At 53.2% G+C, this 13,249-nt stretch carries 10 protein-coding genes; 1 reads left to right on the top strand and 9 read right to left on the bottom strand.

Annotated features, from left to right (window positions below; genetic code table 11):
• Positions 1–52: 52 nt before the first annotated feature.
• The 7 genes from KOR42_RS13625 to KOR42_RS26660 all read right to left on the bottom strand — a co-directional run bounded on the left by KOR42_RS13625 (position 53) and on the right by KOR42_RS26660 (position 10,925).
• Entirely contained in the window at positions 53–1,228 is a 1,176-nt protein-coding gene (locus tag KOR42_RS13625) for a hypothetical protein (protein WP_197441169.1), read from the bottom strand.
• 441 nt (positions 1,229–1,669) lie between these two features.
• On the bottom strand, positions 1,670–2,122 hold the full coding sequence (locus tag KOR42_RS13620) for an RbsD/FucU family protein (protein WP_146510388.1): 453 nt from the start codon (positions 2,120–2,122) through the stop codon (positions 1,670–1,672).
• Between the two features lie 222 nt (positions 2,123–2,344).
• Positions 2,345–3,751: a DUF1501 domain-containing protein gene (locus KOR42_RS13615; protein WP_146510387.1), complete on the bottom strand. Its 1,407-nt coding sequence runs from the start codon at positions 3,749–3,751 to the stop codon at positions 2,345–2,347.
• Positions 3,748–6,819, bottom strand: coding sequence for a PSD1 and planctomycete cytochrome C domain-containing protein (locus tag KOR42_RS13610; protein ID WP_146510386.1), 3,072 nt, complete (start codon positions 6,817–6,819; stop codon positions 3,748–3,750). The genes KOR42_RS13615 and KOR42_RS13610 overlap by 4 nt, the downstream gene beginning before the upstream one ends.
• Positions 6,820–7,079: 260 nt before the next feature.
• Complete coding sequence (locus tag KOR42_RS13605) at positions 7,080–8,666, bottom strand: SLC13 family permease (RefSeq protein WP_146510385.1); 1,587 nt, start codon at positions 8,664–8,666, stop codon at positions 7,080–7,082.
• Between the two features lie 216 nt (positions 8,667–8,882).
• Entirely contained in the window at positions 8,883–10,520 is a 1,638-nt protein-coding gene (locus KOR42_RS13600) for a DUF6798 domain-containing protein (protein WP_146510384.1), read from the bottom strand.
• A 144-nt stretch (positions 10,521–10,664) separates the two neighbouring features.
• A complete protein-coding gene (locus KOR42_RS26660) occupies positions 10,665–10,925 on the bottom strand; it encodes an RNA polymerase subunit sigma (protein ID WP_197441168.1) in 261 nt (86 codons plus the stop codon).
• A gap of 157 nt (positions 10,926–11,082) precedes the next feature.
• Here KOR42_RS26660 and KOR42_RS13590 point away from each other — a divergent pair, with 157 nt between their 5' ends.
• A complete protein-coding gene (locus tag KOR42_RS13590) occupies positions 11,083–11,619 on the top strand; it encodes a hypothetical protein (RefSeq protein WP_146510382.1) in 537 nt (178 codons plus the stop codon).
• Between the two features lie 109 nt (positions 11,620–11,728).
• Here the strand turns inward: KOR42_RS13590 and smpB are convergent, their stop codons facing one another.
• On the bottom strand, positions 11,729–12,226 hold the full coding sequence (gene smpB, locus KOR42_RS13585; protein ID WP_146510381.1) for an SsrA-binding protein SmpB: 498 nt from the start codon (positions 12,224–12,226) through the stop codon (positions 11,729–11,731).
• 127 nt (positions 12,227–12,353) lie between these two features.
• Complete coding sequence (locus KOR42_RS13580) at positions 12,354–13,076, bottom strand: glycosyltransferase (protein WP_197441167.1); 723 nt, start codon at positions 13,074–13,076, stop codon at positions 12,354–12,356.
• Between the last annotated feature and the right edge of the window lie 173 nt (positions 13,077–13,249).

Here is a 13,249-nt window from a genome sequence, read left to right as displayed (position 1 = left end):
AGAACATCACGTCAACGAGCGACACACGATCACAGCTGCGAAATCTCGCTCGCTAGTTTGCTTCGACCGTAATCGTATTGGTCTCGTGATCGATGTTTGACACTTCACCGAAATTGATCCGCCCCGCGAATGCGTCGATGTCATCCACTTTGCTGACCTGAAAAATCACGCGGTCATCTTCGAATCTCGGACGGACTCGGAACGTGCCAGCTGCTTCACGAACCTCATGCAGCAACCGTCCAACCTCACGGCGCTGAAGCCCTTTCATCACGAGAGTCACCTCTTCATTTTTGATCTCAAGTCGATTCCGAAAATCCTCACCAACCGGGGGTTCGAACGGACTCACATTGGAAGATTGAGTCGTGTCGGAAGGACTCGCAGCTGTCGATGTCTCATTCGAGGTCGTGTTCTGGCCTCCCGAATTCGAGTTGCTGGAAGAGTCAACGAAAGGAGAGTCGTTGTTGCTGTCCGTGGATGTCGGCGCTGATTCAGGGACATCCGACGGAGCCCCGCCACGATTTCTCCCAGGGAAGGGGCGACCGGGATGATTCCCCGGACCGGGGAAGTTCGGGTTTGCGTGATCAGGAATGTGATGAGCGATTTGCTTCGGCCCGGGGTCAGGCTCTCCTCGAAACACTATCCTCCCTAACGCCAGGATAATTCCGAATCCGATTGGCAGGACCACCAGTGCAGCCAGACCGATGGCAGCCCATTTCACCGCTTTAAAACCCCATTCGCCTGTCACACCAAAGTGATCCTTGAATGAGATCAGAAGAACAATTCCCCCGAGGACGAAGAACAGCACCCCACCAAGTGACTGTGCTTCCGGGCCCATGGCATGCAAACCTTTGATTTGCAAACCGACGAGAGGCAAGACAAACGCCCCGACTCCCAACATCATCATCGTGAAGGCAAACTTCCGAAGCTGTTCCGGAGGAATAGACGACTTGGAATTCCGTCGCGATCGTTTCGGCTTACTGCGTTTTGTCTTTGATGAAGACTTCCTCGTTGGAGACGATCCGAACAAATCGGCGTCACCGTCACCTTCATCGTCATCAAGGTCCCACATCGAAGCCGTTGGAGTCGACGACGTTAACGGGGCGGAGGAGAGCTGATTCTGCGATGCTGGAAACAGCTCGCCGCACTTCGGGCAGCGAACCGTCTCGACCTGCATCGTCAGCTTCATTTTTGACTTGCATTCAGGACATTGAACACGCAATTCCGCCACTCGTCCCACTCCTCTTTGCACGGACGATGTTCAATTTCTTCCAACCCCGAGAGCAAGTTGCTCTTTCCTGTGCACTCGCTTGAACTTTTTCAGTCGGTAGAAGACTGAGTGCGCACGGGCGAATGAGTGCAAACCAAAAAAGAAAATGCTCTAGGGGCTGAAACAACTCTTCAAATCGTTCTTTACGAATGCGTACCTCGCACAAGACACCGTTGAGCCGATCAACTCCGCGGAATGAACGAGACGATGCAATGATTTCAGGTCTTTTCCGATTATGATCGCCTGAAACGCCTCCGACAAGAGGAACTCCAGCCTCGATCGCTTTTCAGATCCGAACGCGACGCTTGCTTGCGAATGCTTCGGTCCGCCTGAATATTCTTTTTCTTTCGACACGTTTCCCCGAGCGAATGACGAACCATTCGCCCGGTTGACCTTGGAAAACTACTCTCCCGGTTTGCGAACTCCCATCGTCAGGAGCAGGTTCGCCCACAACTCCTGATCAGCGGTTTGGATGGTCAAAACGTGATCTCGGCTCGCAACGGCATCGTAGAAGTCCCATTTCTGAATGGGCTCCAATTCAACCTCTGAGCCTGCATCTTTGAGAATCGTTCGATACTCATTCCAGATCGGCGGGTCCCCAGCGAGTTTGTATGGATCGTCGTCAGGAATTCCCATCGTGTTGGCTGCTTCGATCGGAACAGCTGACAGCAGTGCCTTGAGGACGTCAGTGCAGCTGACAATTCCCGGAGAGAGGTTCAGGCAAACGAGGTCTGCATTCGGTCCGAGTGTGTTATAAGCCGGGTAATTTCCATCAGCGATGAGGATCTTCGAGTGATGCCCCGCCCGACCAAGAACCTCATTGATCTGTGGGTGAATGAGAGTGTGCTTGAGCATACACTTGCTTTCCATTTTCGGACGTGATGGGGTGAGGTGATCAGCTGACTGCTGAGATTTTGCTCAGGCTAGAAGCGGTTGGTTCGCTTGTCCAGTCTTCTCGACGGAACCCGGAACAGAGCAAGCAAACCGGTCACGTCGACGAACAGTTCGTAAGGCTGACAGGCGACCGAATTCCATCGATGTCCTGTTCAGCAACGTTTCATCAGTCCGCCACGCTCATCAACTCAACAGCTTGTCGATCACATGTCCGTGGACGTCTGTCAGACGGAAAGGACGCCCCTGATAAGTGAACGTCAACTTTTCGTGATCGATTCCCAACAAGTGCAGCAGCGTCGCCTGCACGTCGTGAACATGGACAGGATCTTCGACGATGGAAAACCCGAGTTCATCGGTCTGTCCGATGGTCATTCCCGGCCGGATTCCTCCTCCCGCAAACCACATCGTGAACGCTTGCGGATGATGATCGCGCCCGTTCTCTCGACCGAGTGCTGCACTCGATTCGACCATGGGCGTTCGTCCAAACTCTCCTCCCCAAATCACAAGTGTGTCGTCGAGGAGTCCTCGCTGTTTGAGATCAATAAGCAACGCAGCAGCAGCTTTGTCCGTCGTTTGTGCCTGGTTCTTCACTCCACCTTCAACATTCGAATGATGATCCCAGCCAGCGTGATAAACCTGAATGAAGCGGACACCTCGCTCAGCAAGTCGCCGGGCCAGAAGACAGTTTCGTGCAAACTCGTTGGGACGTTTCGCATCCATCCCATAAAGTTCAAGAGTGGATTCCGTCTCTTGAGAGAAGTCCATCAGTTCCGGGGCAGCGGACTGCATTTTCCACGCGAGTTCATACGCTTCGATCCGTGTTCGGATTTCCGGGTCTCCCACCACATCGAGCTGTTTCGTATTGAGATCACGAATGAGATCGAGAGTGTCTCTCTGAGCGAGATTGTCGAATCCATTCGGATTGGAAACGTGCAGAATCGGATCTCCCTGTCCGCGAAACGGGACTCCCTGATGATTGCTCGGAAGAAATCCCGAACTCCACATTGACGCACCACCGCTGAGGCTGCCTCCACTTTTCAAAACGACAAAACCGGGCAAGTCATGGGCCTCACTCCCGATTCCGTAGCTGAGCCATGAACCAATCGAAGGACGTCCGGGAATCGGGCTCCCGGTATTCAGAAAAATCTGAGCGGGAGAATGGTTGAACTGATCAGTGTGGACCGAACGAACCACTGCGATATCGTCAACAACCTTCGCGAGATGCGGCAACATCTCGGAAAGTTCCGTCCCACTTTCGCCGTGTTTCTGGAACGAGAACCGTGGTCCTAAAACGGCAGCATCCGGCTGAATAAAGGCGTATCGCTGCCCTTTGATCACCGAAGGAGGAATCGGTTTCCCCTCCAGTTCCTTGAGCTTCGGTTTATAGTCGAACAGCTCCAACTGACTCGGAGCCCCCGCCATGAAGAGATAGATCACACGCTTCACACGCGGAGTCACGCCGACCGTCGCACTTCCGTTGGCGCAGGCATGGCTTGCAAGCAGGGAGCCGAGTGAGATCTTCCCCAGTCCGACTCCACAATCTGTGAAGAACTGCCGACGCGTCTGATTTTGAAGGTGTGGAAATGTCATGGTTTCGTCACTGCCTCATCCAAATTCATTAACACTCGTGCCACCATCACCCACGTTGCCTCATCGACGGAACTCTCACTCTCTCCGGTGATTTCCTCGACATTCAGTTCTTCTGAATCGAACCTCAACTTTTGACGTTCACGAAACTCAAGAATCGCACGGACTTCTTCTTCAGTTGGTGGACGCGTGAGAAACTTCCGAAACAGGATCGCAACAAGCTCGGCCGGTTCCTGTTCACTGACATTCAATGAACGAGCCGCTTTCTGAGCCACCTCGAGATACATCGCATCGTTCAGCATCGTCAGTGCTTGCAATGGGGTGTTACTGCGATCACGACGAACGATGCAGTTCTCCCCACTCGGAGCATCGAAGACTGTGAACGCTGCGAATGGCGCCGTTCGTTTCGAAAACGTATACAGCGATCGACGATACCGGTCCTCACCCGTTTCGACGGGCCAGTTTGGATTGCCGTAGGCAACTTTGACGACCGACTCCGGTTGCGGAGGATAAACACTCGGTCCGCCGACTTTCTCCACCAGAATTCCTGCCGCCTGAAGCATCGAATCCCGGATCACCTCCGCTCGCATTCGCTGTCGCGGACCCCTCGACAGCCAACTGTTCTTGGGATCACGTTGACGGATCTCTTCATCGACAATGGAACTCTGGCGATACGTCGCGCTGGTCACAATCAGTCGATGCAGTTCTTTACGAGACCAACCGAGAGCGTATTCGCCAGCACCTGATGAAGTGACAAAACGATTCGCCAGCCAATCAAGAAGGTCAGGATGCGTAGGCTGACTGGATTGTGTTCCGAAGTCTTCACTTGTGGTCACTAATCCCTGACCGAAGAAAGCCTGCCAGTGCCGGTTGACTGTCACACGCCCGACGAGTGGGTTCTCGCGGCTGACGAGCCACTGGGCAAACTCCAGACGGTTTTCGGGTGCGTCGCTTCCTTCTTTCATGAACAGCGACGGAAGATGCGGAGCCACTTCTTCCCGAGACTGGAGATATTCCCCTCGATGGTGCCGGAACGTGGGACGCGGATTGTCATCGGGCCGTTCAGTAAAGATCATCGTTGTCGTCGGATCTTTCAGTTGCGACCGAAGCTTGTCGATCGCTTTTCGTTCCTCCGCCAGCAATGGAGTTGTGTTCAGAAAGTGCTGCATGAACTCAGAACGAACTTCTTCTGGCAAACTCTCTTCGCCAGCGACGAGTTGGTCCGCAAGATGTGCAGGAAGATCCGTTGCGACGGACGGCCTTGGATCAGTTGTCGCACTGAAGCGAAAGCGCCCGAGACTGGCTGCGAAATGCCGTTCGAACAACATTTTGATCTTCAACTGCCCCTGTGATTCGAGCGGGGCTTTGAAGTTGATCACCAGTTCATGTCGTTGACCTTCTCCTGTCGATGTCGACCAGCCTGTCGATCCGTTTCCATCGAGCAAATTGCTCGCGTCGGCGGATCCACTACCGACACTGATCTTCCCGAAGCTGTGCGATGCCTGATGCAAGGGGAGGGCGGAACCGTCTCGTGAGGCAGTCAGTTCGCTCAGAAAGAAATCCCCCTTCCGACCTTCGTAAAATGCACGTCCGGGTCCGCGAGCTGGGAGGCGATCATCCGGCAACACTTCCAACTTGAGAGCGGTGATCGGTCCAGATTCATTCAATGTCGACAAGTCAAAGGTCAGCTCAAATTCATCCCGCTTCGTGATGTCGCCAGTCGAGAGAATTGAACCATCGGGAAGTTGTTCAAGGCGAGGGAGATTGGTCTTCATCGTCTCAGGGCGAAGGATTTTCCAATCACGAACGACTTCTGATTGCTCTTTGAGCCATTGTCCGAACTGCTGATTGAGATGCTCCTGCCGTCGCTGAGCTTCGGGCTCTTCTCCCTCACGAGGTGGGAATTTCGCTGCGAGTTGTGATTCCAGCTCAGCAATCTGATCGCGAATTCTCTCGTTCCTAGCTGCGACGTCTTCATCAGGAACAATCAGGTCGATTTCATCGGCATTGTTCAAGAGCCCCATCATGCCATAGTAATCGGTGTGGGTGATCGGATCGTATTTGTGCGTGTGGCATTGAGCGCAACCGATTGTCATCCCCAGCCACACCGTTCCCGTTGTCGCCACACGATCGACCATCGCGTAGTAACGATACTCCAACGGATCGATTCCCCCTTCTTCATTCAACATCGTATTTCGATGAAACCCGGTGGCGATCAGTTGATCCTGAGTCGGTTCGTCCAACATGTCACCGGCAAGTTGCTCGATGGTAAACTGATCGAAGGGAAGATCGGCGTTAATGGCATTGATCACCCAGTCTCGATACGGCCAAATCGACCGAGGACGATCTTTTTCGTACCCGTTTGTATCCGAGTATCTTGCCAGATCGAGCCAATGGCTTGCCCAGTGTTCCCCATATCGAGGGGAGTTCAACAACTTGTCGACGAGTCGTTCATAGGCATCCGCTTCCGTCGAATTGAAAAACTCGTCGACCTCTTCAATCGTGGGGGGAAGCCCAGTCAGGTCGATGTACACTCGACGAAGCAGTGAATAGCGATCCGCTTGCGGAGCCGGCTCAAGGCCATGCTCCTTCATCTGGCGGAGAACAAAATGATCGATCGGATTGACCGGCCACTCCGAAGGCTCAGTACGGGGTATCGCTGGCAGATCGGGCGTCTTGAAAGCCCAGTGTTCCTCGTAGACAGCACCTTCTTCAATCCACCGCTTCAAGACGTCAATTTCTTCGTCCGTCAGCTGAAGGTTGGAATCTGAAGGCGGCATCACAAGAAACTCATCGTCGCTTGTGATTCTTGTAATCACTTCGCTCTTTTCGAGATCTTCCGGAACGATCGCCCGATAACCTCCGCGATCTTGCGTCGCAGCGGATCGAAGATCGAGACGAAGATCCGCCTCTCGAGTGTTCTCATCCGGTCCATGACACTTGTAGCACTTCCCCGCCAGAATCGGACGAACGTCGCGTCCAAAGGAAACGCCATCCGCTCTCACAGCAGAAAGATTCCAGCCACTCACAACGAGGGCGACAAACAAGAGTTTGAGAAGAGGCAACTTCATGACATCCAGGTGGACGAGGGGGGCGGGACAACACTTGAACCTGTTCTTCTGACATGAGCACTCGTTTCGACTGTTGGAGGTCGTTTCCGTTCAGTCAATTCATGCGAGTTTGGGAAGAACTTCTCGGATCAGTGTTCACTTAAGAATAGTGAGCCCAAGCCCCCGGGTCAAATTTCGAGCCATCGCCAGTCGATTCCTCAACTCATTGCCGCTTCCGAATTTCCCGAATTTGACAAGCGCAGAGAAACATCGTCTGCGGTCTAAAATCCCATCATTCGAGAAGCAAGTTGAGTGGTCACCAATGTCACCAGAACCACTCCCACGAGATTCAAAAGAATTCCGTAGCGAACCATCGAAGTGATCGGAACTCTGCCGGAGCCAAACACAATCGCGTTCGGTGGCGTCGCGATCGGAAGCATGAAGGCGCAACTTGCCGAGATCGCGGCGGGAATCAACAGCAGTCGCGGATCAATCGTCAATTGTTCCGCCATCGCTGCGAGGGTTGGTTGAAGCGTATTAACGGTCGCGACGTTTGTTGTGAACTCCGTCAGGAACGTGACCATCAAACAGATGCCAGCGACGATGACTGTTGGAGATTTTCCTTGCAGCTGTTCAGCAAAGCGTTGGCCCAACCAGTCTCCCAACTGCGTCACTTCAAACCCCTCAGCCATCGCAAAGCCACTGCCAATCAGCAAAATCATTCCCCAGGGAAGCCCCGCTTCCGCAGCCGTCCATGTGAGCAGAGGTTGGCTGCCCCCTTTGGAATCGGGATCACCGGGAATCAGGAACAACAACATCGCCATCGCAATGGCAATCGAAGAATCCTGCACGTATGCGGGTAAGTAGCTGATGTCAGCGCCCCACATGGCAGCCAACTGAACGCAAAGCCCGGGCCAGTCCGGGAAGAGTTGATACGAGTCGAACATAATCGGTTTTCGCAGCACCCAGAGCAGGGCGGTCATCACGAAGACTCCGAAAACCCGCCGTTCGGTCCGACTCGCCCGTCCCAAACCAGCAAGCTGCTGGCGAAAGAATTCACGACCGTATTTCTCGGTATCCTTCAACGCTGGAAGTCCAAACGTCAGAACTCCTCCGGCAGCGAGAAGCATAAGAACGCTGAGCGGAACAAAGGATGCCATCCACTCCGCCATCGACAGACTCTCGTACCCCTTGGGAACGAATGACTGATCCCAGAATCCGAGGAAAGTCACATTGGTCGGTGTTCCAACAAATGTGGAGAGACCACCAATACTCGACGCATAAGCGATTCCCAGAAGCACCGGAACTGTCAGCTTGTCGGCGATCATCTTCGCGTGTTCGGGATCACTCGTTCGAAGAGCATCCTTGAGAGTCGTCAACATCGCCAGTGCGATTGGCAACATCATCATCGTTGTGGCTGTGTTCGAAATCCACATGGAGAGAATTGCGGAGGTCAACATAAATCCGAAGACCAACTGCCTCGGACTGCTTCCGACTCGACTGATAATGTGCAACGCGATTCGCCGATGCAGACCACACTGCTCGATCGCCACTGCAATCGCGAACCCTCCGAGATAGAGAAAGACATTGTGATCCGCATACTGAAGACTCACTTGTTTCGCGGTGAGAATCCCCAGAAAAGGATACGCGGCAATCGGGATCAGACTCGTCACTGCAATATGAATGGGCTGCGTCAACCACATTGTCGCCATGAGGACGGTGATCGCCGCCAGACGATGAGCTTCGGCAGTCATCCCGCTCGGAGTGGGCAAGCAGAGGATTCCGACAAACAGAAGAATCGCAATCGCAACCGAGATCCAATTTCGCCCCGTCCGATCCGGGGAAGGGGACTCTAATGATTCATTCATTGATGTCGGTTGCTTCTTGTCCAGAAGGATTGTTGAGGCTCTGCAGCTCTTGGTTCAGCCTTCGTGTATCACTTCATCAATGAACGAAATCGAAGACCGAAGCGACTGCGGTCACAGGATGAAGACTGAAAACTATCATCAAGAACTTCAGATTGGTACGACAAGATAAGCACTTCGAAGCGGATTTGGCCAACTCAAATTTGAATCGGCCGAGTTTCAATCTTCGGGATTCGGCGATTGTGTCGGTCCAGATGCGTGCCCATCAGTCGGAATGCGATAGACGCGAAAACTCTTGTTGCGGTAGTTCGCGTCGACATCAACCTTCCAGTACTTCCCGAAGATGATCTCATCAATCCCGGTTCGGTCATGAAGATCCTGAAGTTCATCCGCCGTGATGAGCATGTCTTTCGTCGCAGCCTTCTTCCAGTTTGCAATCATCCACAGCCGCCGGTTCCATTCAAGAAGAGATTCTGCATCCTGCGGACAGTCTTTGTAGTTCACATATTCCGGACGGTTCGCAAACCATTTGACCGCCCACTGATTCTCCAGACTGTACACAAGCGAGTCTTCAGGAGTGTGCTCATCAATCCACCGGGCCACGTCAATCCAGTTCGCTCGCACCTCGGCTGACATCCCACTCGGATTCCGATCTGAACCCGGCATCCAGACCGCCACAGAAACCAGAACACTCGCGATGCAGACGCAAAGTGCGTTCGCCCAAACGTTCGAACGAAATCGGTCCGAAGTCTCTCTTCTCACTAACTCAGCAATTGAGAAACTGATGGAAACGGGAATCAGAATGTCAGCGAGCCGAAACGGATAGAACTTCAAAAGCGCGATCCGCCACTCGTACCCCGGCATCGACTTGACTGGCCTCGGCCCCCAGGCAATCGCAACTCCGATGAGTGCAAACGCGAGCGCCCAGAACCCAATGAACCGCCACCAGCGAATCGCTTCATCGCGAGTCGGTTGCAGAACAATGAACACCGCCCAGGCGAGGACAAGCATCGTGAAATAGCGATGCGAAGATTTCGGGAACGTCATCGGATCGAGATGATGAGCTAGCCGATGAGCAACTTGCAGATGAGTCGCCATCAGAGAATCGTTCGGATCCGTTTGAAGAACGATCGACGCCGCTGACCACAAACCCGGCAAAGCAGCGACCACAAAAACAATCGCTGCCAGAAACCATCGCGACACCGGGATTGGGGAATTGCGAATCTGACTCCGTCCGAACAAGACAACCCAACACAACGTCGCCGCCGCTGCCGAGAGTGTTCCCCAGACTCCGACGACGGGATGAAACGAAATCGCGAGCCCCGCTAACAATGCACTCGCGACAATTCGCAAAGACATCGCACTCGCCATCGCTCCAAACAGAAATCCATAAGCGATGACCTTGGACTCCATTCCTCCCACCAGCCACTCCCCGGACCAGTTTCCGAGGCTATGAAACGTCAGAAAGACCCCGAGCGACAGCACGCTCGCAATCCCGGACCCAGTGACTCGCTTTCCAAGAAGCGTCCATCCGACCGCCAGAGGGAGATAGCCCACAACCCGAACGACAATAGCTGCCTGCTCCAATGTGAGCAGCTGCGAAAGCCACCCAAACACCCAATAGAAAACCAGATGAGGATTGGAGGAATCCAGAAAAAAGTCGCCGGCACACCACTCAGGCTGCCAAAAGTGCTTCGCCTTACTCAGATAGTGCGGCTCATTCACTCCCGGAATTGGAACTCGGAGAAACGAGACGCACAGCAAAACACCGTAGATAACCGCCCCGGTCAGCCAATCCGCCCAGGCAAGCGCACGTTGCTCCGAATTACTTCGAGCAGTGGTTTCGACACTCGGCATTGCAAACCTCATCGAAACTTCAGGCCATGCAGACTTCGCTGGGAAACGGAATCAAACCACTCCTGCCGTCTGATCTCTGTGAGAAGCCCACTTCCGCACGACGATGGACGGGCGCATCGCGCGTTCACATTCCCCTCAGCCTCGCTACTTTGACTTCTTCTTCGCACTCTTCTTAGGAGCTTTTTTCGCAGACTTCTTCGCTGCACTCTTTGTGGCAACCTTTTTGGTGGCTGTTTTCTTTTTTGGAGCAGACTTAGCGGCAGTGCTTGCAGCCTTCTTGGCTGTCTTTTTAGCTGCCTTCTTCTTGGGGGCGGACTTCTTCTTGGTTTTCCCTTTTCCGAAGACCTGATCCCAGTTTTCCCAGTATTCCGGTGTTGCTCCAGTACGTACGATTGGGCCACTCATTTCGTTTTCCCCTGTTTCAATCCTGAATCAAACTCAGGTGCCAAAGCACCCGAATGATGCTGACATCATTGTCTTGAGACGTGTTGTATGGGCGATGTCACTGTTGTCAAGACGTTGCGGACTTGTGAGTCGAAACTCAATTCACTCAACTACAGCCATGAATGACTACGATTTTCATCGAGAAGAGAACTTCAACAACCTTTGGAGCAAGGTCGAGATTGTCCGGCCTGTGCCCTATTCGCTTTTCACATTCGGTGCCAGCGACCTTGAATACTATCTTGTCACAGATGGCGAGGAAGCCGACGGACTCGTGGAGGTTCGCCGAGGATGTGTGAGAGTCACGCGTCCTCTCATTATCTCTCCGCACAATGCGCCTCCCGAGTTTCGCAATTTTTTCGAGAGCGAACAATTCGGCGGGATGATTGACTTTCTCATGTCCCGCTCGGCTGCATTCTCAAATTTGAAACTCGAGAACACGCAACAGCAACCCGAACTGCTCAGCGACAATATCGAAGAAGTTGTCGCGAAATTGAACCGTCGTCTCGACACCGAAGAAGAAGACCGCGTGGCTATTCTGACAGCTCCTCACGGTCTCGGCGGAGCAGCTGTGTTCAAGTACACCGTCACCCGGATCATGGACAGCGCACCCGGAAACATTCAGGAGCTTCGCGAACGCGGCTTTCTTCCCGAGTAAATCGGCTTGATGGTTCTCGTGCAACGCCAGCGCTTCTGACGAGTCTTCAACAACTCGAAGAAGCAATCACGCGAAGAATCCGTTCAAGCTCGAGGAAGAACGGAGGACGTTAGTACTTCTTCCGCATCGCTTCCTGCATCGTTCTCCGAGCCTGATTGCTTTTCAGCTTGTCGCGTTGATCGTACTTCTTGCGACCGCGCGCAGCTCCGATCGTCACCTTTACAAGCCCGCGTGTGAAGTACATCGAAAGCGGAATCAACGTCATTCCGTCATGCCCGGCCGATTCCGCGAATTTTCGGAACTCCCGCCTCTTCAAGAGCAGCTTCCGTTCTCGTCTTCGTTCGTGATTCAGATATGTCGCTTGGGGATACTCAGCGATGTCACAATTGATGAGCCACAGTTCCCCATTTTGAATCCGAGCGAAACCTTCATCAATCGTCACTTTATTATCACGAATACTCTTCACTTCACTGCCTGTCAGGACAATGCCGCACTCGAGTTCTTCGACAATTTCATAGTCATGACGCGCACGACGATTTCGGCAGATCGTGCGAGAATTTGGATCGACCGCTGGAGTCTTTTTCTTCTTTGATTTCTTGCTGGCCATGACGTTCCTTCTGAGTCAATCCCCAATAGTAGAACGACACGCCGAACTCGTGAAGCCTCCTCAAACCGGTTTTCAACCATCATCCAGAGACTTGGGCTTCAATACCTTCCATTCGACACCGTTTGAATCAGATTTCCGACTCACGCGGAGCATCGTAGAAAACACCCAATTCCTCGCGGTTGCGGTATTTCCCAAGGAACAGCGACCGGAAGACCACTTTTGTTAAGTGCCACGATGAGTAGAGTCGGAATTTTCTCGACGACGTCAACACGGGCTGTCGAGTCAGAACAAAAGGCCCCTTTTTCTTCATCGAGCGTGTGAAGGGACGTTCTTCTGACGACAGATAGGTTGGATCAAACCCACCGATCTCTTGAAAGACGTCTCGTCTCGCGAAGAGGCAACATCCGCATCCGTACCCAAAGATACGCTGCCAGACGAAGAGAAAGCTCTTCGACATGACACGCTGAAGCCAGGTGATACGCCGATCAAACTCAACTGCGGTTCCGCCAGCGATCGCTCCGCCCTCAACCGCTGCGAGAATGCCTTTCAGACAATCCGCGTTCATCAACGTGTCGGCATCGACAAAAATCAGAATCTCTCCGGAAGCCACTTCGGCCCCCGCGTTTCGGACAGCTGCAATATTGTGAAGCTGAACATCGATCACCTGAGCGCCGCAGTCTTTTGCGATGCCCGCCGTTTCGTCGGTCGACCCGTCATTGACGACAATCACTTCCAACGAAATCGAGCAGGGGACGACGGACTGGGCGATTGCAAAGATGGCTGACGCGATCAGCAGTTCCTCATTCCGTGCAGGAATCACAAAAGAAACTCGCGGCCGCGTCGAGTCCATCGCCATCATTTTCAAACTGTCATGAAAGTCCGCCCCAGAGAAACTCAGAGGCTATCCGGAAACTGAGGTTTTGTGAAAGTCTGGTTTTGTTCACACTTTGCGGTTCATCAACGCAAAGGAGTGCACGGTGTCCGAGGCGATTCGAAAAGCGTACCCAAGTGACCTGACTGACC

It is taken from the genome of Thalassoglobus neptunius, from assembly GCF_007859735.1.
GTDB lineage: Bacteria > Planctomycetota > Planctomycetia > Planctomycetales > Planctomycetaceae > Thalassoglobus > Thalassoglobus neptunius.
Note: the sequence above shows the minus strand (reverse complement) of the source record. Positions and strands in the feature narration are given on the sequence as shown.